Annotated in this window: 30 protein-coding genes and 2 tRNA genes; 19 read left to right on the top strand and 13 right to left on the bottom strand. The window is 50.2% G+C overall.

Annotated elements, in window-relative coordinates:
* The first annotated feature begins 60 nt into the window (after positions 1-60).
* From carA to ACQ76X_RS05990, 10 genes are all read left to right on the top strand, one after another.
* A complete protein-coding gene (gene carA / locus ACQ76X_RS06035; protein WP_076109061.1) occupies positions 61-1,239 on the top strand; it encodes a glutamine-hydrolyzing carbamoyl-phosphate synthase small subunit in 1,179 nt (392 codons plus the stop codon).
* Position 1,240: 1 nt separating this feature from the next.
* Complete coding sequence (gene carB, locus ACQ76X_RS06030) at positions 1,241-4,462, top strand: carbamoyl-phosphate synthase large subunit (protein WP_438492277.1); 3,222 nt, start codon at positions 1,241-1,243, stop codon at positions 4,460-4,462.
* 190 nt (positions 4,463-4,652) lie between these two features.
* Positions 4,653-5,369, top strand: a complete 717-nt coding sequence (gene pyrF, locus ACQ76X_RS06025) for an orotidine-5'-phosphate decarboxylase (protein ID WP_438492475.1) — start codon at positions 4,653-4,655, stop codon at positions 5,367-5,369.
* Complete coding sequence (pyrE, locus tag ACQ76X_RS06020) at positions 5,366-6,007, top strand: orotate phosphoribosyltransferase (RefSeq protein ID WP_438492275.1); 642 nt, start codon at positions 5,366-5,368, stop codon at positions 6,005-6,007. Before pyrF ends, pyrE begins: the two co-directional genes overlap by 4 nt.
* Positions 6,008-6,173: 166 nt before the next feature.
* Positions 6,174-6,338, top strand: coding sequence for a hypothetical protein (locus ACQ76X_RS06015; protein ID WP_019909365.1), 165 nt, complete (start codon positions 6,174-6,176; stop codon positions 6,336-6,338).
* An 82-nt stretch (positions 6,339-6,420) separates the two neighbouring features.
* A tRNA-Met gene (locus ACQ76X_RS06010) sits at positions 6,421-6,497 on the top strand.
* Positions 6,498-6,544: 47 nt separating this feature from the next.
* Positions 6,545-6,618, top strand: a tRNA-Ile gene (locus ACQ76X_RS06005).
* Positions 6,619-6,767: 149 nt separating this feature from the next.
* The gene (locus ACQ76X_RS06000) at positions 6,768-7,130 is read left to right on the top strand and encodes a YmaF family protein (protein WP_438492274.1); all 363 of its coding nucleotides are present in this window, start codon (positions 6,768-6,770) and stop codon (positions 7,128-7,130) included.
* Positions 7,131-7,297: 167 nt separating this feature from the next.
* Entirely contained in the window at positions 7,298-7,546 is a 249-nt protein-coding gene (locus ACQ76X_RS05995; RefSeq protein WP_038595321.1) for a hypothetical protein, read from the top strand.
* A gap of 104 nt (positions 7,547-7,650) precedes the next feature.
* Positions 7,651-7,770: a sporulation protein YjcZ gene (locus ACQ76X_RS05990; protein WP_144024222.1), complete on the top strand. Its 120-nt coding sequence runs from the start codon at positions 7,651-7,653 to the stop codon at positions 7,768-7,770.
* A 100-nt stretch (positions 7,771-7,870) separates the two neighbouring features.
* On the opposite strand, the gene ACQ76X_RS05985 is transcribed toward ACQ76X_RS05990, so the two are convergent.
* The 3 genes from ACQ76X_RS05985 to ACQ76X_RS05975 are packed head-to-tail and all read right to left on the bottom strand — an operon-like array spanning position 7,871 to position 9,071.
* Positions 7,871-8,392, bottom strand: coding sequence for a hypothetical protein (locus tag ACQ76X_RS05985; RefSeq protein ID WP_438492272.1), 522 nt, complete (start codon positions 8,390-8,392; stop codon positions 7,871-7,873).
* Positions 8,389-8,766 carry a DUF6597 domain-containing transcriptional factor gene (locus ACQ76X_RS05980; protein WP_438492270.1) on the bottom strand — a complete coding sequence of 126 codons (378 nt, stop codon included), beginning with the start codon at positions 8,764-8,766 and terminating at the stop codon, positions 8,389-8,391. Before ACQ76X_RS05980 ends, ACQ76X_RS05985 begins: the two co-directional genes overlap by 4 nt.
* A 44-nt stretch (positions 8,767-8,810) precedes the next feature.
* On the bottom strand, positions 8,811-9,071 hold the full coding sequence (locus ACQ76X_RS05975; protein WP_438492269.1) for a hypothetical protein: 261 nt from the start codon (positions 9,069-9,071) through the stop codon (positions 8,811-8,813).
* A gap of 91 nt (positions 9,072-9,162) precedes the next feature.
* Here ACQ76X_RS05975 and ACQ76X_RS05970 point away from each other — a divergent pair, with 91 nt between their 5' ends.
* Entirely contained in the window at positions 9,163-9,933 is a 771-nt protein-coding gene (locus tag ACQ76X_RS05970; protein WP_438492267.1) for a 2-phosphosulfolactate phosphatase, read from the top strand.
* On the opposite strand, the gene ACQ76X_RS05965 is transcribed toward ACQ76X_RS05970, so the two are convergent.
* The gene (locus tag ACQ76X_RS05965; RefSeq protein WP_438492265.1) at positions 9,923-10,618 is read right to left on the bottom strand and encodes a WD40/YVTN/BNR-like repeat-containing protein; all 696 of its coding nucleotides are present in this window, start codon (positions 10,616-10,618) and stop codon (positions 9,923-9,925) included. The genes ACQ76X_RS05970 and ACQ76X_RS05965 overlap by 11 nt on opposite strands.
* A gap of 145 nt (positions 10,619-10,763) precedes the next feature.
* On the opposite strand from ACQ76X_RS05965, the gene ACQ76X_RS05960 reads away from it, so the two are divergent.
* Positions 10,764-10,943 (top strand): hypothetical protein, encoded by a 180-nt coding sequence (locus ACQ76X_RS05960; protein WP_438492264.1) that lies wholly within the window; start codon positions 10,764-10,766, stop codon positions 10,941-10,943.
* Between the two features lie 737 nt (positions 10,944-11,680).
* Here ACQ76X_RS05960 and ACQ76X_RS05955 read toward each other — a convergent pair.
* The 3 genes from ACQ76X_RS05955 to ACQ76X_RS05945 all read right to left on the bottom strand — a co-directional run bounded on the left by ACQ76X_RS05955 (position 11,681) and on the right by ACQ76X_RS05945 (position 12,759).
* Positions 11,681-11,845, bottom strand: a complete 165-nt coding sequence (locus tag ACQ76X_RS05955; RefSeq protein ID WP_156130946.1) for a hypothetical protein — start codon at positions 11,843-11,845, stop codon at positions 11,681-11,683.
* 83 nt (positions 11,846-11,928) lie between these two features.
* Positions 11,929-12,471, bottom strand: a complete 543-nt coding sequence (locus tag ACQ76X_RS05950; RefSeq protein ID WP_438492262.1) for an ImmA/IrrE family metallo-endopeptidase — start codon at positions 12,469-12,471, stop codon at positions 11,929-11,931.
* A 111-nt stretch (positions 12,472-12,582) separates the two neighbouring features.
* Positions 12,583-12,759 carry a YjfB family protein gene (locus ACQ76X_RS05945; protein ID WP_076109072.1) on the bottom strand — a complete coding sequence of 59 codons (177 nt, stop codon included), beginning with the start codon at positions 12,757-12,759 and terminating at the stop codon, positions 12,583-12,585.
* 311 nt (positions 12,760-13,070) lie between these two features.
* Between ACQ76X_RS05945 and ACQ76X_RS05940 the strand changes: the two genes are divergently transcribed.
* Positions 13,071-13,229: a YjcZ family sporulation protein gene (locus tag ACQ76X_RS05940; RefSeq protein ID WP_438492260.1), complete on the top strand. Its 159-nt coding sequence runs from the start codon at positions 13,071-13,073 to the stop codon at positions 13,227-13,229.
* Positions 13,230-13,276: 47 nt separating this feature from the next.
* Here the strand turns inward: ACQ76X_RS05940 and ACQ76X_RS05935 are convergent, their stop codons facing one another.
* Positions 13,277-13,414, bottom strand: coding sequence for a hypothetical protein (locus ACQ76X_RS05935; RefSeq protein WP_438492258.1), 138 nt, complete (start codon positions 13,412-13,414; stop codon positions 13,277-13,279).
* Between the two features lie 172 nt (positions 13,415-13,586).
* Between ACQ76X_RS05935 and ACQ76X_RS05930 the strand changes: the two genes are divergently transcribed.
* Both ACQ76X_RS05930 and ACQ76X_RS05925 read left to right on the top strand, forming a co-directional pair.
* Positions 13,587-13,799 (top strand): hypothetical protein, encoded by a 213-nt coding sequence (locus ACQ76X_RS05930; protein ID WP_438492256.1) that lies wholly within the window; start codon positions 13,587-13,589, stop codon positions 13,797-13,799.
* A complete protein-coding gene (locus ACQ76X_RS05925; protein ID WP_438492255.1) occupies positions 13,789-14,052 on the top strand; it encodes a hypothetical protein in 264 nt (87 codons plus the stop codon). Before ACQ76X_RS05930 ends, ACQ76X_RS05925 begins: the two co-directional genes overlap by 11 nt.
* A 69-nt stretch (positions 14,053-14,121) precedes the next feature.
* On the opposite strand, the gene ACQ76X_RS05920 is transcribed toward ACQ76X_RS05925, so the two are convergent.
* Complete coding sequence (locus ACQ76X_RS05920) at positions 14,122-14,559, bottom strand: NucA/NucB deoxyribonuclease domain-containing protein (protein ID WP_340896999.1); 438 nt, start codon at positions 14,557-14,559, stop codon at positions 14,122-14,124.
* Positions 14,560-14,769: 210 nt separating this feature from the next.
* Here ACQ76X_RS05920 and ACQ76X_RS05915 point away from each other — a divergent pair, with 210 nt between their 5' ends.
* Positions 14,770-15,186, top strand: a complete 417-nt coding sequence (locus ACQ76X_RS05915; RefSeq protein ID WP_038595311.1) for a cytidine deaminase — start codon at positions 14,770-14,772, stop codon at positions 15,184-15,186.
* A 252-nt stretch (positions 15,187-15,438) separates the two neighbouring features.
* Positions 15,439-16,914 (top strand): glycosyl hydrolase, encoded by a 1,476-nt coding sequence (locus ACQ76X_RS05910; RefSeq protein ID WP_438492253.1) that lies wholly within the window; start codon positions 15,439-15,441, stop codon positions 16,912-16,914.
* A gap of 17 nt (positions 16,915-16,931) precedes the next feature.
* On the opposite strand, the gene ACQ76X_RS05905 is transcribed toward ACQ76X_RS05910, so the two are convergent.
* Positions 16,932-17,432 carry a PH domain-containing protein gene (locus ACQ76X_RS05905; protein WP_438492251.1) on the bottom strand — a complete coding sequence of 167 codons (501 nt, stop codon included), beginning with the start codon at positions 17,430-17,432 and terminating at the stop codon, positions 16,932-16,934.
* 192 nt (positions 17,433-17,624) lie between these two features.
* Here ACQ76X_RS05905 and ACQ76X_RS05900 point away from each other — a divergent pair, with 192 nt between their 5' ends.
* Positions 17,625-18,269: a hypothetical protein gene (locus ACQ76X_RS05900; protein ID WP_438492250.1), complete on the top strand. Its 645-nt coding sequence runs from the start codon at positions 17,625-17,627 to the stop codon at positions 18,267-18,269.
* 282 nt (positions 18,270-18,551) lie between these two features.
* Positions 18,552-18,893, top strand: coding sequence for a YolD-like family protein (locus ACQ76X_RS05895; RefSeq protein WP_038595306.1), 342 nt, complete (start codon positions 18,552-18,554; stop codon positions 18,891-18,893).
* A gap of 26 nt (positions 18,894-18,919) precedes the next feature.
* Here ACQ76X_RS05895 and ACQ76X_RS05890 read toward each other — a convergent pair whose 3' ends face one another.
* Genes ACQ76X_RS05890 through ACQ76X_RS05880 form a run of 3 tightly spaced genes read right to left on the bottom strand, consistent with a single transcriptional unit; the run spans position 18,920 to position 21,390 of the window.
* Complete coding sequence (locus tag ACQ76X_RS05890) at positions 18,920-19,678, bottom strand: hypothetical protein (protein WP_438492248.1); 759 nt, start codon at positions 19,676-19,678, stop codon at positions 18,920-18,922.
* A gap of 12 nt (positions 19,679-19,690) precedes the next feature.
* Entirely contained in the window at positions 19,691-20,503 is an 813-nt protein-coding gene (locus ACQ76X_RS05885) for a hypothetical protein (protein WP_438492246.1), read from the bottom strand.
* On the bottom strand, positions 20,500-21,390 hold the full coding sequence (locus ACQ76X_RS05880; protein WP_438492244.1) for an ATP-binding cassette domain-containing protein: 891 nt from the start codon (positions 21,388-21,390) through the stop codon (positions 20,500-20,502). The genes ACQ76X_RS05885 and ACQ76X_RS05880 overlap by 4 nt, the downstream gene beginning before the upstream one ends.
* Positions 21,391-21,528 lie beyond the last annotated feature (138 nt).

Here is a 21,528-nt window from a genome sequence, read left to right as displayed (position 1 = left end):
ACTCCGCTAATGATGCAAGGCATAGAATCAGACTACAGAAACAAGAAGGAGTGGATGGGAATGCAGGCGAGATTGCTGCTACAGGACGGAACGCTGTTTACAGGCACCGCATTTGGCGCTGAAGGCGAAAAGACGGGCGAGGTTGTTTTTAACACAGGAATTACGGGATATCAGGAGGTGCTGTCGGACCCTTCGTACTGCGGGCAAATCGTCACAATGACTTATCCGCTGATCGGAAATTACGGCATTACCCGTGATGATTTCGAATCTGTGCGTCCTTTTGTACACGGCTTTGTTGTACGCCGCCATGAGGAAGTGCCAAGCAACTGGCGCGCCGAATACAGCGTGGATGACCTGCTGAAGGAATATGGCATTCCCGGAATCAGCGAGATCGACACGCGGATGCTGACCCGCATTATCCGCCACCACGGCACGATGAAGGCCATTCTAACCACTTCCAACAAACGTGTGGAGGAGCTCATGGAAATGATGGGCGACACGACCATTGAGGAGCTGCGCAATCAGGTAGCCCGGACATCTACAACCAAAACCTACAGCAGCCCGGGGAACAAAGAACGGATCGTGCTGGTCGATTACGGCGCGAAGACCGGTATCCTGCGCGAACTGAACAGCCGCGGCTGTGATGTTGTAGTCGTGCCGCATGATGTGACTGCAGATGAGATCCGCCGCCTGAACCCGGATGGCATTCAGCTCTCCAACGGCCCTGGGGACCCTAAAGACGTGCCGTATGCCGTCAACACGATCTCCGAGCTGCTCGGCGAATACCCGATCTTCGGGATCTGCCTGGGTCACCAATTGTTCGCCCTGGCTTGCGGCGCCGACACAGAGAAGCTTAAATTCGGCCACCGCGGCGGGAACCACCCGGTTAAGGAACTGGAGAGCGGACGCTGCTTCATTACCTCGCAGAACCATGGCTACACAGTAAATGAGGATTCAGTTGTCAATACCGAGCTTGAGGTTACGCATATCAACAACAATGATAAGACAGTCGAAGGACTCAAACATACCCGCTACCCCGCATTTTCGGTGCAGTACCATCCGGAAGCGGCGCCGGGACCGCATGACAGCAGCTATTTGTTCGACCGTTTCCTGCAAATGATTGCTGATCACAAAGCGAAGACGCCAGCAGGCTCACGCCAGGCCCAGCTTGCCGCAAATGCCAGAATCACGGCACCACAACCCAAAGCACAGCTTGAAGCCGTGAAAGGAGCTCTATAACATGCCAAAAAACGATAAACTTAAAAAGATTCTCGTCATCGGCTCCGGCCCGATTGTCATCGGCCAGGCTGCCGAGTTTGACTATGCAGGAACACAGGCCTGCCAGGCGCTTAAAGAAGAAGGCGTGGAGGTTGTGCTGATCAACAGCAACCCGGCCACGATCATGACCGATACCAATATGGCCGACAAGGTATACATCGAGCCGATTACACTTGAGTTTGTTACGGCGATTATCCGCCAGGAACGCCCGGATGGCCTGCTGCCGACACTGGGCGGACAGACCGGCCTGAACATGGCCGTGGAACTGGCCCGCGCAGGTGTGCTGCAGTCGGAGAACGTGAAGCTGCTGGGCACACAGCTGGAATCCATCGAGAAGGCAGAAGACCGTGATTTGTTCCGCGAGCTGATGCGCGAACTGGATCAGCCAGTACCGGAGAGCACAATTATCACCACTGTGGAAGAAGCGATGGGTTTTGCCGCAGGAATCGGCTATCCGCTGATTGTTCGCCCAGCCTATACGCTCGGTGGAACCGGCGGCGGCATTTGCGACAACGAGGAAGAGCTGCGTGAAACCGTCAAAGCGGGTATCCGTTACAGCCCGATCGGTCAATGTCTGGTGGAGAAGAGCATCGCCGGCATGAAGGAAGTTGAATATGAGGTTATGCGGGACGCGAACGACAACTGTATCGTTGTCTGCAATATGGAGAACTTTGATCCTGTCGGCGTACATACAGGCGACAGTATCGTTGTGGCACCAAGCCAGACGTTGTCCGACCGCGAATACCAAATGCTGCGCAGCGCGTCACTCAAGATCATCCGCGCGCTGAATATCGAAGGCGGCTGCAACGTGCAGTTCGCACTTGATCCGCAAAGCTATCAATATTTTGTCATTGAAGTAAATCCCCGGGTCAGCCGCTCCTCGGCGCTGGCGTCGAAGGCGACCGGTTACCCGATTGCCAAAATGGCAGCCAAAATCGCTCTCGGCTACACTCTGGATGAAATCGTTAACCCGGTTACAGGACAGACATACGCCTGCTTCGAGCCGACACTGGACTATATCGTCAGCAAAATTCCGCGTTGGCCGTTTGACAAGTTCACATCGGCGAACCGTAAACTGGGCACGCAGATGAAAGCAACCGGCGAAGTCATGGCGATTGGCCGTACCTTTGAAGAGTCGATTCATAAAGCAGTCCGTTCCCTGGAAATCGGTGTCCACCGTTTCCGCCTGCCGGGCGCAGAGCAGCTGGAAGACAGCGTGCTGCGGGGTCGTCTCGCCAAAGCGGATGACGAGCGGCTGTTCCTGATTGCGGAAGCGTTCCGCCGCGGCTACGGCCTGCAGGAGATTCAGGATATCACCAGCATTGATTGGTGGTTCCTGTCCAAGATTGAAGGCCTGGTGAATTTCGAGGATGTGCTGCGCAGCGAAGAGACGCTGAGTGCCGAAACCTTGTATCAAGCGAAACGCAAAGGGTTCACTGACCGGGCAATTGCCGAGATCCGGGCGGAAGGACGTCCGGGCGGAGCTCAGACGAAGGAAGTGGATGTTCGTGCCATGCGCCTTGCGCAGGGACTAACTCCGGTCTTCAAAATGGTAGATACATGTGCGGCTGAATTCGAAGCCTCCACACCTTACTACTACTCCACTTATGAGACGGAGAATGAGGTTATCCATTCCGACAAGCAGAAGGTTATCGTGCTCGGGTCCGGACCTATCCGGATCGGTCAGGGGATTGAATTCGATTATAGTACCGTACATGCGGTCTGGGCGATCCAGAAAGCCGGCTATGAAGCTGTAATCATCAACAACAACCCTGAAACGGTATCGACCGACTTCAACACCTCGGACCGGCTCTATTTTGAACCGTTGTTCTTCGAGGATGTCATGAATGTCATCACCCAGGAGAATCCGATTGGCGTTATCGTCCAGTTCGGAGGACAAACTGCCATTAATCTTGCTGCACCGCTGGCTGCAGCCGGTGTAAATATTCTCGGCACCAGTCTGGAAAGCATCGACGAAGCTGAAAACCGCAAGAAATTCGAAGCGCTTTTGGCCCGTCTGAATATTGCACAACCCAAAGGCAAGACGGTAACCGATGTGAGTCAAGCCGTAGAAACAGCGCAATCGCTGGGATATCCGGTACTTGTACGTCCCTCCTATGTACTGGGCGGTCGTGCAATGGAGATTGTCTACAACGATGCTGAGCTGCTGAGCTACATGGTTGAAGCGGTGAAGGTGAATCCGGAGCATCCGGTGCTAATCGACCGCTACATGCTGGGCAAAGAGGTCGAAGTTGACGCGATTTGCGACGGCGAGACCGTAGTCATCCCTGGTATTATGGAGCATGTAGAACGTGCGGGTGTCCACTCCGGTGACTCCATCGCTGTCTACCCGCCGCAATATCTGGATGAAGGCCTGAAGCAGAAAATAAGCGAAATCACCATCAAGATTGCCAAGGAACTGAAAACGATTGGCCTTGTCAACATCCAGTTCGTTATTTACCAGAATGAAGTATATGTGATCGAAGTGAATCCGCGCTCTTCGCGTACGGTTCCTTTCCTGAGCAAGGTAACTGGCATTCCTATGGCTCATCTGGCTACCAAAATCATTCTCGGCGGCAAGCTGAAAGACGATGGCTACACCGAAGGTCTCTGGCCGGAAAGCGACTATGTGTCGGTAAAAGTGCCGGTGTTCTCTTTTGCCAAGCTGCGCAGAGTAGAGCCTACATTGGGACCGGAAATGAAATCGACCGGCGAGGTCATGGGCCGCGACAAGCTTTATGCCAAAGCGCTCTATAAAGGTCTGATCGGAGCAGGCATGAAAATTCCGGCAACCGGAGCGATCATCGTTACGGTAGCGGACAAAGACAAAGCCGAGGCGGTAGAGCTGATGAAGGGCTTCCACGCCATGGGCTACAAAATCATTGCCACCGGCGGTACGGCGCATGCTCTTGAGCAGGCAGGCCTGAACGTGATGAATGTCAACAAGCTGGATGAAGGAGAGCCGACGATCCTTGATCTGATCCGCGGCGGTCAGGCCAACTTCGTCTTCAATACGCTGACTAAAGGCAAAACGCCGGAGCGCGACGGCTTCCGCATCCGCCGTGAAGCGGTAGAGAACGGTGTCGTATGTATGACCTCACTGGATACGGTAACGGCGCTGCTGATCATGCTGCAGACGATCAACTTCTCGTCGCAGTCCATGCCTGCTTTTGTCGGACAATAACCTATAGTTGTATGAGCGGCCCTTTCGGGCATGCCACTGGAACGGTTTGCGTTATCGCAGACCGTTCCGCTATGCCCGGGGACCCGGTAGCCGTTAATAAGACCTATAAGGAGATGAGTAGAACATGGAACAGACTAGCCCACAGCAGCTTGAACACGAGAATATCGGAGAGATTACCAGACGGGATGAAATGGCTGGGCGGCTGATGATTGCCCTGGATTATCCTGATGCAGCGCAAGCGAGGCTGCTCATTGAGAAGCTGGAAGGCATTCCTTGTTACATGAAGGTTGGGATGCAGCTGTTCTATGCAGCCGGACCAGACTTCATCAGAGAACTGAAGGCCCGCGGTTATTCCGTGTTCGTCGATGTCAAAATGCATGATATCCCCAATACGGTGCGGGGTGGGGCGGAGAGCCTTACGATGCTCGGTGTGGATATGTTCAACGCACACGCCTCCGGCGGCTCGGCCATGATGGCCGCAGCGCTGGACGGGGCTGCCCAGGCGGTCAGCCTGCACCCGTCGCTGAGAATGCCGCTGATTATCGCAGTGACACAGCTCACCAGCACCAGTGAGGCAGTGATGAACAGCGAGATTGGCATTGCCGGGAATGTAGCGGACACCGTGGTGCGCTACGCCAAGCTGGCGGCTGGAGCCGGCCTGCACGGCGTGGTAGCTTCACCGCAGGAGTCGGCGGCGATTGCTGCCGCGTGCGGCCCAGAGTTCCGCACGGTTACCCCCGGCATTCGTCCGGCAGGATCTTCCCTGGACGATCAGTCCCGGGTGATGACGCCGGGACAAGCCATCCGGCAAGGCAGCCACTACCTTGTAGTGGGCCGGCCTATTACGGCTGCGGCGGATCCGCGCGCAGCCGCACTATCTATTATTGAGGAGATGACTCAAGCATGAGCACATTATCGAATAAAAGCCAGCAAGTCGCCAGCTATCTGCTGGAGATTGGGGCAGTGGCGCTGCGTCCGCAGGAGCCTTTTACCTGGACCTCCGGCATCAAGTCGCCGATCTATTGCGACAATCGCCTGACCTTATCCTTCCCGGCAGTGCGCGGCTACATTGCCGCTGGCTTCGCAGAGCTGATCAGAGCCAGCTATCCGGACGCTGAAGTGATTGCGGGCACAGCAACTGCGGGTATTCCGCATGCGGCCTGGGTGGCCGATAAGCTGGATCTGCCGATGGCATATATCCGCGACAAAGCCAAAGGCCACGGCAAGCAGAACCAGATCGAAGGCATTATCTCTCCCGGACAGAAGGTCATTGTGATCGAGGACCTGATTTCTACCGGCGGCAGCTCCATTAAGGCGGCGCAGGCCGTACAGGAAGCCGGTGGAGAGGTGCTGGCAGTGCTTGCCATCTTCAGCTATGAGCTGGACCGGGCCACTGAGGCATTTGCGGCAGCAGGTGTGCCGCTGCAAAGCTTGTCCAACTACAGCACATTGATTAATGTAGCCCTGAGTCAAGGCACAATCGCTGACACCGATGTAGCGCTGCTGCAGTCCTGGCGCAAAGATCCGGCCTCGTTCGGCGTGTAGCAGAATTGTATCCGGCAATGTTTCTCAGGCCCTCACCGCAAGGTGAGGGCCTTGCTGTTTTTTTATTGGCGGATACCGTATTCGGCGGCTTATATTTTAAAAACTGGGCATGATAACTTCAGGGAAGGAAGACATCCATTATCGTAACAAAGGAGAAGAAGGCATCATGAACTGGATATACTTCGCGAAGCTGTTCAGGACGAGATTTCAAGCAGGTTGCCTGGCCAAGAGGCTGGAGCAGGACGGCTGGATTTACGGCTATCATGATCCCCGATTTGTGGAAATTTATCGCTCCCGCAAGGGCCGCTACGGGGTACGTTTCCTGCCCTGAATAAATTAACAAAATCATCCTTGACTTTAGTCCCTGGTATATTGTATATTAACTATTGTCGCTGTTTGAATATGATTACTGACGCGGGGTGGAGCAGCCCGGTAGCTCGTCGGGCTCATAACCCGAAGGCCGCAGGTTCAAATCCTGCCCCCGCAACCAATTTATTTTCCTACAGCCATTGTATATCATACGGATACTTTAGATCCGGGCCCTTAGCTCAGTTGGTTAGAGCGGTCGGCTCATAACCGATTGGTCACAGGTTCGAGTCCTGTAGGGCCCACTTCACTAAACCCCTTGCCTAGCAAGGGGTTTTTGCTATGTTGTGGTTTTTTTGAATCCAGAAAAGATCTGACAATGGCTGTGCACCTATCCGAGTTTGCCTTAATAAGATGTTGTGAAGTTGCATAATTTTAGGGAGGTAGACAACGGATGAAGAAGAAACGGCCTACAATAAAGAAGATAAGAACAGGCTCAACTCAGGCACAGAGACACGTACATGAATTTGAAGGGAGCACTAAACTGGCTGAAGAAGGTGCAGATCGGCACAACCACCGGTTCGCAGGTGTTACAGGACAGGCGATTCGGGCAGGAGCAAGTCATGTCCATGAGATTGATTTGGAAAGAACCGATTTCTTTAACCATTTTCATAATTTGAAGAAGATTAGAACAGGACCGGCTATTCCAGTAGGAAACGGCAAACATGTCCATTTTGTTACGGGTCAAACTACTTTAAATGATGGTCACGTACACAAGTTCAATTTCGCAACATTGATTCAAGCGCCTCTCGTATAAATTGGATCAATATAGAATTATGTATTCTAAATGGATAAGGATAGGCTCTAAGAGCTTGTCCTTTTTTGGTTTACGGCTGCCGGACAAACTTCCTCCGTTGCTAGCGAGACTGGATTGTGAGATTATAGGGAAGTATAAATTTGAGATGGAATAGAGGCAGGCGGAAAATGCTTAAAACGATCTTTAAAAATTATCCTTTGTGGTTCATGATTATTTGGGGTTGTGTAATGATAGGGTTTGTTGTGTTGTTTATAACGGGCATCAACCTGTCGCTAATGATGGCAGGGCTCATGATCCTATATATTGCAAACACAATTCGTGCCTGGAAAAATGAACGGATTATGGGCGTCATTTCTTTGGTGCTGGTTGTTGTATTTGCAGCAGCAACATACGTAACATTCATGGCGGATAAATAAACCAGACCGGCTGAATGCACAACAACACATTTCCATTTCACCCAAGCAGTGAAGGGCATTCTGCATATTCTATGCTGTACTCACTTTTGAAGGAGGAATGGGAAATGGGTTCATGTGGATGCGGAGAAAATGTAGGTCATGTTGGCGGTATTGGCACATCGACTGCGGCAATTCTGGTATTGTTTATTTTGCTCGTAATTATTACCAAATCATTCTGGCTGTAACTTCGGCTTATCCAGCTTCCTAAGTTACACACTCACAAACGCAGCGGCTGCTAAGAGTATTGTTCTTGCTCAGGCTTCCGCTGCTTTATTGTTTACCGCTTTATCCGCCGGATCTCTCATAAGGCAGGTTCAAGGTATCGAAACTGTAGGTTACCTGCTGGAACTTCTTTTTTTTGAACTCCTGATTGAACAGCTGGTCTACATACAGCAGGCCTTCTTCATAATGAATTGTAAAATGCCAGCCCATTGGCAGAAAGCAGTACACCCCCGCGAAGTGTCTATATTGCTCATAGTCCGCGGCGTCCGCAAGTTCCGGCTTGACTATGATGGAGGTCGCCCCAGTGTACAGAATGCTTCTCAGGCCCTTTACAAGGCGGGCTACGGGGCTGGCATCGTTGTTGCTGAGTACAATTACGGTGAACTCCCCGGATATGTACCGCTGTAGGGTGCAGGTGTATCCATAAATATTCCCGTCCATAAACATTTCTTCTACAGGCTCGCCCTTTACACAACAGCCATATCCCACCGAAGCCTCCAGGTACCACAAATATCCGTAAGGAGTAAGTATACGGTCATAGGCTTCCTTTCTTATTACTGTGCCGCTGCCCAGCGCCTTGATCATGTGAATAAATCGGCCGGTTCTCTCAAGAAAGCCTGCAGCCCTCCCGGATAAAATCGGATTCCAAAAGTGTGCAAGCGGTCATACGCCAGATCCACATAAAGTGACCGGTCCAACGTGCCAACGATCATGCCATGAAGGGTTGCCCTATCTTTTCCTATCTGGAATACGATATCGATGCAGCCGTCGGGGGCAATCATTTCCTTCCTGCCGGATATTGAAATTGGGCTTAGGGAGTCTTGGAAACTGCGGATGGTAGACAGCCAGTAATAGTATACATATTTATGTAATTTAACACTTGGCCTCCATTCGTTATATCTACCGGGCAAGTTAAGAATGAAGGAGCGGGCTTGAACTGGGACAAAGGGGGAGCTCATCAAATGTCCTCCTAATCTGAAAGTTCATAAAAGATATGTGTTTGTCAGGGTCTGATCGCCAGACCCCAAAGTGTTACAAAGACAAAAATATAGAGCAGAATTCCCACTACAACAAGCGCAGATACCCATCTGAGGATAAGCGGTTTGGAGGTCTCTTTCCCGAAGAAGCTGGTAAAAAAGGAACCTGTGAAGCCAGTTATTAGGAGGTATAGAAGATCCTTATTGTATTCTTCAGCAAGATCGAAGGTATAAAGGATCAGAGCGATCACCGAGATAGCGAACAATATACGGGACAGGAATTTCATAGTTCCTCCTCTAGTAATTGTATATTTTTAACTTTATATTATAGCAAATATAATCTCCAGCCTATAAAATTGGGATAAAGGAGGAAGTCCGATGTTTTATGACCAGACACCGTATAAAGTCAAAGTGGAATGGGGGCAAAGAGGAGCGCGGGCCGCGTCTGAACGTGGGGACATTGTGATCATCGTTGATGTGCTCAGCTTCTCTTCTACGGTAGTGACTGCGGTTCAGCACAAGGCTAATGTCTTTCCGTATCCCCCGCCAATCAATGAGAATGCCAAAGCCTATGCCAGAGCCAACAGTGCGGAAATCGTCTGGGGAAGAGCGGAGGCGATCAGAGAAGGAGGGCATTCCCTGTCTCCATTGTCGTTTAGTTCTGCTGATTTTGGCCGTGACTTTGTATTATGTTCATTAAATGGTGCTGCTTGTACATGGATTGCTTCACAGGTGCCGGCGCTGCTCATCGGATGTTTCCTTAATGCGTCTGCCGTGGCTGAGATTGCTAACCGTTTAATGCAGCAATTGCAGGCAAATATCACTGTGGTCCCCTGCGGCGAAAGGTGGTCCGATGTTAGGGAGGGTGAAAATAATTTGCGTCCAGGCATTGAAGATTATTTAGGTGCAGGTCTGATTCTTTCCCAATTAACCGGCAGCAAATCTCCTGAGGCTGAGGTCTGTATTGGAGCTTTGAAGTACTCCAGCAAAACCATCAGGGAGCTTATATGGGATTGTGCGAGTGCCCGTGAACTCCGTGAGCGCGGGTATGAAGACGATGTGACCTACTGCTGTCAGGTGAATATTAGCAGTGCTGTGCCCATCCTTCAAGACACCCGTTTTATAAATGCTAAGGATCTTAATTCATAGACCAGATTTCCCCATTGGATGAAGTCCAGGTTCTATCGCCGATAGTAATACTCCATGAGTAGCTTGCGGATTTCTGATCCAAAGAGGCCTTCCAGGATAAACCGTTCCATTCCCCCTCAGGTCTATCCATGATGGGGGTCCAATGACGTCCATTGTCTTGCGTTGCATAGAAGAGTAGAGAGGTCTCAGTCTGGCCTTCCTCGTTCAGCAGCCCGATCTCATTCAGTAGGACGATTCCATAATTTGTAGAGGTGAAAAATATAGGAGAGGCAGGGTTAAACTGAACGGCAGCGTATTTTGAAGGTACTTCAAGCTGCTCTTTGGCCCAGTGAATTCCGCCATCGGTTGTCTTATATAGTCCAATATCGCCTTGTCGTGGAGAATGGATCGTAATCCATCCAGTGTCCTTCGTCTTAAACTTGAGGTCTCCAATGGGGCCGCTTGGCAAAGTGCCGCTCAAGGAATCGCTCAGCTTATGCCAGGATATGCCTCTGTCATTGCTCATATAGATACGGTTATCTGCCTGATACATTCCTGAACCTGCTGAAGTTGCCTTCCAGCTATACCCAGCTTCCAAAGAATACTGGAATGTACGGATGTTATTATCTTCATCTATGTTACCGGCTTGCGGACTGTATGCGAACATAAGCTGGATTACAGACATAAGAACCCAGAGTGTTTTCATGGAAATCCCCTCCTCCTCCCATAGTAAAGGAATAAATTGGGAGATAGGTTACAGAGAGATGAAAGAAAGGTTAATTTCCTTTTATGAAACTTTTTGGATTTGGAAGCGTTTTATTGAGTATATACAAAAAAAGGAGATGGAGAATATGTCTGAGCAAAAGAAAATTCAGGAGCTTGAGCGCCGGATAGCTACGCTGGAGAGTCAAGGCGGGCATCCACCCGGCAATGATCCCAGAAAAATATTGCGCAGGGTAATATGGGGGATTCTGATCGTGTTTTTCCTGCTGATGGCAATAGGCGTAATGCAGTTTGTGAGCTCAGGTTAGCCAGATTGTTCATTCGTTCTTCTCATGAACGAGCAGTGTAGTGCAGACAAGCGCTATCAGGATGAACAAGGATACATGCTGCGATTTCTACGATACTATCATAGGGACTAGGGCGTGTCTTCAAAGCGCTTGACCCGCCAAAACCTGCTGCTGTATGCCCTAAGGAATCATGGGTACAGTAGCATTTTCTGATCACACGCGGAGAAAGGCATTTCGCCACTAGGTAGTTTTTTCGGTGGAGGCTTACGTTTCGGTGTTTCAGAGACTTCGCACTTCTTCCGAAGGCGTGTGTGCGTCCGGAAAGTGTATTCCTGGCTCTGAGCATGAACGGACCGAGTTGCACTTATTTGGAGATTTTAGCCTGTTACAGTAGGAAAACGGACTCCAGCGCAGTTATTTCTCCCTGATGGCCGCTTTTAGATAGAATGCAGAGCAGATAAGGTCGTCTGGGTCCGCAAAAGAGAATAAACAGGGGTTTTACTCTCTATAGCGTCTCCTGAGTCCGTTACGAGTGCACGAACCCGCTGCAGGCTTTTAGGGGCCCTACTTTCAAATCCCTGCTTCCCCAGAGCTCTTCCAGTTTGAAGACACGCTCTAGTAAAAGATTCAGTTCATCTTCAGCGGGATTTCATTAGGGCTTAAGCTAACAGGCTTATAGTATACACATACCCCCCTTATTAATAGATATGGACCCTGCCGGACGCCGGCGGGGTCACTTTTTTTGTCCATGGGTTCCCCTAATCTTCTTCCTTCGGTTCTTGCAGCAGAATGGAGAAGGTCTGGGTTTCATGATCGACCTCAATGGTCTCAATGCCAACAAAATCCGGGATATCAGGATGCACGGCATCCACGCTGTAATCCGGATGGGTCATTAATAACTGGATGACTTGAATGGCGTCCATTTCGCTCCCCCTTACGGGTAAATTCACCCTATACATAAGGTCTCTGCATTTCATTATGCATAAACTTATTATCCCCGCAGCGTTTACCGAATATGTCGGTGGATTAAATTTCTGTCTTCGTTCCTTTCCATCACAGCCATCAATTGCCCCTGGAACACTCGTCTCTGAATCTGGTCAATCCGCTGCATGGCCAGCTCAGCAGGAACCTGAAAGGTTGAAGCGATATATTGGACGGCATCTTCACGGAGTTCAGGCAACGTTCTGGCGGAAATCATGGAGTAGGGCATCGCCGAATAAAGGATAAAACGCTCGGATTCATCCTCCTGTGCCTGTGTGAACTGTTCGGGCATCAGCGTGTGGTTACCGGCATGGCGAAGCAAATGGCAGAGCTCATGGAGGAACTCGAGACGCTGCAGCCCGGGAGGAAGGCGGCTGTCAATAAACATGCTGTACATGCCTGCAGAGGCTTCAATGCTCTTGCTTCTTACATCCAGATAATGAATCCAGATATTCAGCCGCTCCGATATGTACTCAATGGAGATTTGCGACGGCTGTTGCACGTTCAACCGCTGATATAAATCTTCAGTCCATTTCTCCAGGGCGGTCATTTGATAGTAGGATTGCATGGGAATCACCTCAATATAGGATCGTATGTTCGTATTATTGGCCAAAAGAAAAGCCCAGAGGGCTCAAGGATAACCGGAACTCATGTTCTTATGTATATAAGCATAAATCAATCAAACTACAATATCAAGTGTTTTTCCCAAGTTGGGGTGTGGGCTCTGCTGGAGCATTTGGACCAGATTCTGGCTTTGGATCTCAGTCGTTTTTGTGGCAATATTCATGACTTGCAGCCCTGCAGCCTGGTGTAGGGACGCTTGACTCATCGCCATTGATAATGCAGCAATGTCCATGTTGCACCTCCTGAAAGTTTTTTGAAGCTTTACTACTTTAGATGCTGCGTCACAAAAAACTCGCTTCGGAAGCATGCGCTAAGTTTTTTGAAGCTCCACTACTTTGAATGCTGCATCGCAAAAAACTCACATCGAAAGCATACGCTAAGTTTTTTTGAAGCTCCACAGCTTTGAATTTACTTACTATATATCGACAATGACGGGCCGATACTTTAGGTGAATGACATTTCTTTGCCGTTTGGCCCATACGGTAGATCAGGCTTTGACATATTCTGTGCTGTATTCAATATTCACGAGGAGGAATTTAAATAATGGGTGTAGATTATGGTTGCGGTTGCGGTAATAACGTTGGTGGAGTAAACCAAGGTCCTCCGGTAGTTATGCCGGTAGTAAGTCCATGGACATCGACAACCTCCATTCTGGTTCTCTTTATTCTTCTGGTAATTATAACAAAAGCCTGTATATTCTAAATCAGACTACTTCGAATGCTGCCCCGTCAGGCATATGCCAGATGGGGCTACTTCTTTTTTTTACGGGCTGCGGGTCCAATCTGACGTTTGATTCTTCCTGTGGTTTCGTCGATCTCAATGATATAGAGTTCTTTTACCGTGCCTGCAAGTGCGAACCATTCCTTGAAGGCTACTTCCTCAGACATGGGCCCGTAAAGCCTTTTTCCCCGATAACAAATATAGAACACCTTGGCTCTCCGCGCGTGGAATAATATCCCACTTTATATTACGCCTAATTCACAGAAGATTGCATAAAGAACATTTGTTCGCATATAATACATACAAATATTCCTGGGCTTTGTAAAGGAGGCGGTTTACATGAGTGTAAAAGAATTGGGGAAGCTGATCGGGCAGGTTATTGAGATCATATATGAGGACAAGTCGGGGAACATCACCCAGCGCAGAGTTGAGGTTCATGGGATTAAAGGCGGACTGCTCCGGGCCACTTGTCTGACCACGGGCGGTCCAAGGGTATTCCGGACAGCAAACATCCTTGCCTGGCGCCAGGCAAAGGCCCGTTATGCTGGATGATACAGCGCGCAAGCTGCTGAGGATCATGTACCATTTCAGCAACCATTTCCGGAGGATGCCAACACTGCCAGAGCTTGCAAAGCTCAGCGGGCGGACACCGGCGGGAATCTATTCCGGATTTCGCGAGCTGGTGCTGGAGGGTCATATCCAATGGCAGCCGCAACAGCCTATAGAATCGGCGGTTATTTTGGTGGCCTGGGAAACTCCCGAGCCTGGAGCGCATACTTCGATCAGCGGCCACTGGAAGGATTGAGGCAATCTGCGTAGTGCTATTTACACAAAGAAACGGATACCCTCCGGGAGGACGGTATCCGTTTCTTTGTTATTTGAACATGAATTCTACCTTTGTTCCGTCGGCAAAATCCTCCAGCTGGTTGCCTACCCAGCTTCCTGCCCCGCGGTTATCGCTTGGCGTTATGTATTCAATGTCGGCTCCGGCGCCGCCTTCGTCACACATGGCCATCGGCCATTCATCACGGTCGTAGCCTTTTTTGGTCGGGACCCCTTTTAAGGATTCCTTGCGGTTCGCTTCGGCTTCCCCCCGGTTGATGGTGCAGATCGCCGATTCCCCGCTGCTGATTGCCTCCTGGATATGTCCGGCTGTCTCCGGGTAACGATCCGCCGGGAATTCGAGCTGGACTACCTCGGAGTCTTCCGAAGAAGGCGTCGTGACGTTCTGGCCATTATCTTCAAACCAGTAAGCCGCCAGGACCAACAGTGCAATGATGATAAGACTGGGGATGAATTTCTTCTTTTTCACATCTGCTCCTCCTAAAGTTTTGTGAGCATAGCTTCATGGATTCGGTTCGTACAAAACTGGCATCGGAAGCATAGGCTTAAGTTTTGTGAGCATAGCTTCATGGATTCGGTTCGTACAAAACTAGTATCAAAAGCATAGGCTTAATTAGTATAGCGTAAATTCAGTGTCCTTTAGTATACTAAGTTAGGAAAATAAAGGGGGGACAGGGAGATGGGAAAAGAGATTTCAATTGAAGACCAGACGCTTATCGCCTCTGCGGTGGAGATTATCAAGAAACGGTATGAGTGGGAGCGGCATCATGTCAGTGCGGCCCTGCGCACCAAGACGGGAGAGATCTTCACGGCGGTTCACCTCGAGGCTAGCCTCTCCCGTGTTACTGTGTGCGCGGAAGCGATGGTGATCGGCAAGGCAATTTCCGAGGGGTACAAGGAGTTCGATACCATCGTTGCGGTGAGGCACCCGGACCCGGACAGCGAGGACAGAGAGATCAAGGTTGTCTCACCTTGCGGCATGTGCCGGGAGCTGATCGCTGACTATGGCAAGGATTGCAAGGTCATTCTAATCGAGGATGACAATTTGACCAAGGTCGATATTATTGATTTGCTGCCTTTGCGGTATGCAAGGTAAGAGGCAGCCGTCCCGGCATTATACATACGTCTAGAGTCGATGAGATCGGCAGGCCATGCAATGGGTGTATTAACCCAGGCCGGAGACACAAACCAAAGAGCCTTCGGGCTCTTTTTTGTTAGCCCTGGAAAAGGAGAGCGGAGCCGTTTCTTTGTGGGACCCGATAATTTTGTCCGTTTGTTGTCCATCCGCCGCCACTTTGTCCCAAACCTTGTCATAACATGGTATAAAACCAAGGGAGGGCGAACAAGGATGGAACAGCGTATACTCCGGGATATGCTCGATTCGGCTTCAAGGCTGGTGAATGATGCCCAGTGGCAGGCAGCATTCAGCAGTCTGCTTAGAACTCCGGCGGACACCGAACTGGCGCTTCCGGCCTTGAAGGTGCTGAATACGTTATATTCGCTGCAAGGCAAAGCAATCCTCAGCGGGCAGCATGATTATCTGGAGAGTCCGGATGAATTCAGCAACAAGCTGAAGAATACCTGCGGACAATATGCCGCGCTCCACGGCTATGAGCTGGGTGCGATCAACAATCAGACAGAGACAGTTATGGGGAGTCAGCGTCAGGCGGTGGTGGACAGTGCGGTGCGCTGGCATAAGGCGGGCGGAATTGTGACGATGAGCTACCATGCCCATTTACCGGGTACGGCTCCGGCCTGGTCCAATGTCTCCGTGAGCCTTAGCGAAGTTGATTTTGCCAAATACCTCACTCCCGGTACCGCTCAATACAATGCGTTAATGAAGGATCTGGACAAGACGGCCCTTTCTTTAAAAAAACTGAGGGATGCCGGTGTGCCCGTGTTATGGAGACCGTACCATGAGATGAACGGCGGATGGTTCTGGTGGGGGGGAAAACGCCGTTTCACCGAGCTTTGGAACCTTATGTTCGAGCGGTATACGGTTTATCATAAGCTGCATAATCTGCTCTGGGTGTGGAGCCCGAATGCCAAAAATCAGTGGTGTGATGAGCCTGCGGGTTATTACCCCGGTGCAGGAAGGGTGGATGTGCTGGCGCTGGATATTTATGAGGGGGATTTCAAAAAGAGTCACCACGACACCCTTTGGGATCTGGGGCGGGGCAAGCTGATAGCCATTGGGGAGAACGGGCAGCTGCCGTCCCCGGCCCTGCTGGCAGGTTCGCAGAATAAATGGTCGTACCAGATGACCTGGGGCAAATTGCTGTATGAGAATAACAGCGATGCGGTCATTAAGGCTTTTATGAAGGACAGCTTTGTACTCACGCGGTTAGAGTATACGGTCAAGGCTGCGGAACCAGTCTCGGCGCCTCCGGCAACTTCTTTGCCAGGACTTCGGGGAGAGTATTACAATAATGCGTCACTTAGCGGCACTCCGGCGCTGGTCCGCACCGATGCCAATATTAATTTCATCTGGAAGCAGGGTGCTCCCGATCCGGCGGTTCCGGCCAATTTATTCTCAGTGCGCTGGAGCGGCAGGCTGAAGGCGGGCTACAGCGAGGGTTATACGATTTACACTTCCTCGGACGACGGCATCCGGGTGTGGATAGACGGAGTGCTGGTGATTGACAGCTGGATGAAGCAAAGCGGGCAGGAGCGCAAGGGCAGCATCGGCCTGATTGCCGGCAAGCTGCATGAGCTGAAGGTGGAGTATTATGAGAACCAGGGCGATGCGAAGGCGGTGTTAATGTGGGAAAGCTCCAGCCAGCCTAAAGGCGTTATTCCGGCCGGAGCGTTGTATCTTCCGTAACGGGCTGCCGCAACAGCTTAGATTTGCTCGCGGTAGCTGATGTTGTTGGCAATTTTTTCGTTGCGGACAGCGCCTCGCAGCACATCCTTCACAGACTGCACCTTGCGGATTTTCCGGAACAAAAGCTGTGGTGATGAAGGGTCATCGGAGAACACAGTAAGCGTTCCGATTCCAAGCAGACGGTCCGGAATGGACTGGGCTATCGAGAAATCATTTACCCGCAGTAGTTCAATTTCTTCGAGATCCTTGCCGATAAGTCCGGTCTTGACCATAATCCGCTGACTGGTGATCGTGTAGGTAGTTGTGTTAAGGCCTATGAGGCCTTTGAGGCGGTCGGAAATGCCGGCGGGTTTGCCCTCCCACAGCTCGACTTCCGGACCTGAGCCGGAGCCGGACATTCCTTTAGCTGACGTTTGGTGCGGTGCCGCTGGAACCGTTCCATCGACAGGTGCTCCGCATTTTCCGCAAAATTTGGCACTCTGCTTGTTTTCTGCGCCACAGGCTGTGCAATAAGCCATAAGGGATCGTCCTCTCTTATTCCGGATGAAATGATTATAGTATACCATTAGATTTCCGGTCACGGCCGGAGATCTTTTTACCCATGAATACGCTTAATTTTAGGAAAATGTTTCATTCGGGGCCATTTTACAATATTTTCATTTGCACTTTGCAAAAGCCGCCATTATTCTGTTAAGTGGAGGGATTCAAAAATGAGAAAAGCTTTACTGACAGGATTACTTATGGTGGTGGTTATCCTCAGCGCCTGCAGCAATAATAGTTCAGCCCCTGCATCAGAGGAAGAAGCGCAGGAGACCGTACAAAACTTCTACGACAAGATGTCAAAATTCGATGAAAAGGGCAAGTCTTCCCTGGATAATTTCAACACTACTTTAACCTCTTATTCGACAGGAAAAGCCTCGGATAAGGAGCTGGAGAAAGCGGTTGATCAATTCCAGGATACGACATCGGAAATTGCCGATAAGGTGGGAGATGTGAAGATTTCCAAAAGCCTGCCTGAAGAGGTTCAAAAACTACTGAGTGAATCAATGATCGCTTTTAAAAGCGCGTACTCCATTAAAGAGCAAGCCTCGAAAAGCGCCGTTTCTCCCGACGTTACGGCCGATGAGTTCAATGCAATGAACCAGCAGGCGGATGTGGCGATGCTGTATGGCATTTCCAAGCTGAACGAAGCAAGGGCTGCCGTAGGGCTGATCGAAGACGAGATCGGTACAGAAGCTGCGGGGACTGCGGATGCGGAGTCTGGTACAGCAGTGGGCAGTACGGACGTAAAGCTGGCTCCGACGACAGAGAATAGCACAAATTCCGGGACATCCACCGTTACCGGCGGCAAATAAGGAATACCCACAATTTGTTGAGGTCCATCCTTACACAAAATGGTAAAAGGCGCATCACAGCTGCAGGCTGTGATGCGCCTTTTTGTTCGTTATTTGGAACGGAGCAGCCGGTTTTTCCATTTACAATATATAGCATTATACACCTATTTTGTGGAAAACAGGCACTCCCTCTGTCATTTATTTCTGGTTGATTAATAAGCGGAACTGCGGATATAATACAAACATACGTTCGTGTTATATAGAGCATAAGTGATGCATTAACCATCGGGAAGGGGAATGGCAATGACACTCGGCAAGAAGCTGAAAGGCAATGGCCTGTGGGAGAGCAGCCGGATGATGCTGCCGGAGCATAAGAGCCGGATTATAAGAGATGAACGGGAAACGTTGCGCACGATTAAGCCCATTCTGGATGAACAGAAGCTGGAAGAGATCGAGTGTACGCTGGCTCTGTCGCTGCGGGCGCATGTCCGTGTGACGGTTGTTCTGTTTGATCCTTTTGAGCGCAAGCTGCTGAGCGGCTTTGTGACCTCCATTCACACCCACTCGCGCGAATTCAAGCTGCAGTGGGCGGAGGAATGGAAATGGGTCAACGTGGACGATATTTTGGAGGTATACATCGTTTGATGATCGGTTGCCGGAATGCATGCGGGTTATATTTTTTTGTAGGAGAAGACCATCATCAGAAGTGCCGCTGCTCCATAGAAGCCGGTGATCCAGCCATTCCCCGAATTGCTGTAAACGTTCAAGACCTCTATCTTTTGAATGATGCCCATATACCACATCAATATGTACAGGACATTGAACAGATTAGGGGGAACAACAACGGTGAGGCTCGCGGATGCAACGGCAAACGTAATTCCCACAATGAGCGAAAGTATCCCGGCGTACTGAGCGTGTACGAATAAATTGAACAAGGTCCCGGAGAAAAATAAGGCAAGTAGCAGCATGTACATGATTATTTTACTGAAATAGTATTTATTCTTATAGGCTACAGTGGCGTGGATATAGGCCTCTTGCTTGTGAAACCCGCTGCCTGACAGAATAAACAGAGGCATTAGGGAGGCCAGCCGGAATCCTATCGCATGCAAGCTGTCTGTGGACGGGAAATACTGGGCAGCAAGCAGAGGGAGCACCAGCAGCATTAGCTTTTCAGATCCCCTGAAGGCAATCTTCAGTTCGTAAGGGATGATGCTGATGAATTGGGCCTTAAAAGGTTTTGGAGCCGGGGCCGTATAGGCTGGATTTACCGGTATCAGAGATTTCGCCAGTTTCCGGGCTGAGCTGCGTTTGGCTTTTGCCGGTTTGACCCGGGTACGGGAGGTTCCGAAGATCCTTTCATAGCTTGTTAAGGCAACGAGCAGATGCATAAATATAAACGCAACCAGCACGATAACGATCCGGCTGATCACAAATTTGAACTCCTAAGTCATGGTGTACATCTGAAAAGTGTTGTTATAATCGCCGATCGTCTCAAAAAAGGAAATGGAAGGATCATTTGGACGGGTCAGCGCAAAGTACTGCCTGAACTGGCTGAATACATTCTTAACGATAAACTGCAGACCGGTAACATCGAAGTACGGATTGATCTCTGTTTTGTTCGCACCGGCGAATACGATGGAGAGATAGGCGTAGGACAGGATAAACAACAGCAGATTGCCGAGATTTCTGCGCAGCGGGGGGAGTAGCTCCATGCAAACCGTCACGCTGGATAATACATAGATAAAGGGTAAAATCAGCAGTACAAAAGGCACTATGTAGGAAAGAGGCTCAATCGCATAACTTTCGCCCCTGCTGAGCTGCATGATCAGAGCCATGACTTCAACGGCCAGAGCAATCAGCGCAAGGTAGAGGAAATTTGCCAAACGTTTGGATTCCGCATATTGATGCACATTTAGGGGAGAGGTAGTATAGTACAACTCCAGTTGCAGCGTAATATCTCTTCCGATGGAGTTTCGGATCAGGAAGATACCCCCGAATAGCAGCAGACAGTTAAAGAACAACACCACCAGCAGACCCATCCATACGGAGTTATAGGTCCCTCTGTAGTGCCCGTCAAGGAGACTGTTTTTAATAACGGTGGTTAGGCTGCCGGTAGTATCATTCGCTGGAAAGTAATAATAAGTACAGCACGCAAACACGACGATTGTCCACAGAAAGCTTGCTCTTCGTATGCGTTCTTTCACCAGGACCAGAGATACAGACAGGAGATTTAAGGCGGAGGTGGTTCTTGTCATGCTGGTGATTCTCCTTTGATCTTATCCTGGTGAATGAGATAGAGGTAGACATCCTCAAGGGTGGGATAGACCGGCTCGGCCCCGGCGCTTGGCGGTGTTGACGAAAGGACACGGACCTCAATTCCGTCGCTTGATCTATTGCTGCTGCTGCATATGTATTTGTCCTGAAGGGTAGCAAGCCCGCTGTAATCCACGTTCATCTTCCATACCAGGCCTTCTACAGGTTCTGTTAATTGGTTCACGGCTCCAGCTGCCAGAATTCTGCCTTGCTTCATGATAATAATGTTTCCTGCCAGTGCTTCAATATCGGACACAATATGGGTGGAGTAGATCACGGTAGCGTCTTGCGCGGCCTTGGTAATGAGATTCTTCAAATTTACCCGTTCGTCGGGATCGAGTCCCACCGAGGGTTCATCCAGCAGTAGAAGCTTGGGATTGTTAAGCAAAGCCTGGGCAATGCCGATCCGCTGCCTCATCCCGCCGGAGTAGCTGGCGATATGCTGGTCACCAACCTCATTCAAGTTAAGCGCACTTAACAGCTCTTGTATTCTGCCCGCTGCATGCCTCTTGGATAATCCTTTTAGAGCGGCAACATACATCAGGAATTCTCGGCCTGACAAGGCCGGGAACAGTCCAAAGGTTTGCGGTAAATAGCCGATCCTGCTTTTATACTCGTTTTGAATCGTGTTGATATCCACACCGTCGCAGTAGACAGTTCCGCTTGTCGGCTTTTTGGCCATGGTCAGAATATTCATCAAGGTGGACTTGCCCGCTCCGTTTGGTCCCAGCAGACCGTAAACCCCTTCGTGAAACTCCAAATGAACCGGATACAGGGCATGGCTGTTATTCCGGTACACTTGTTCTACATTATGAATAGTGATGTTCACATTTGCCCCCCCAAACCCAGTTCAAGTTTTCAAAATACAAAAGGCACTCCTCTTGGAAGTGCCTTGTAAGGTCATGGCAATAATCTCCCTGTGAAGAGTTTCACAAATGAATTTTACCATGTGAATCTATGATTTTCC

Source organism: Paenibacillus sp. IHBB 3054 (assembly GCF_051594305.1).
In the GTDB taxonomy this organism is placed as follows: domain Bacteria; phylum Bacillota; class Bacilli; order Paenibacillales; family Paenibacillaceae; genus Paenibacillus_AQ.
This window is presented reverse-complemented; position numbering and strand designations above follow the sequence as displayed.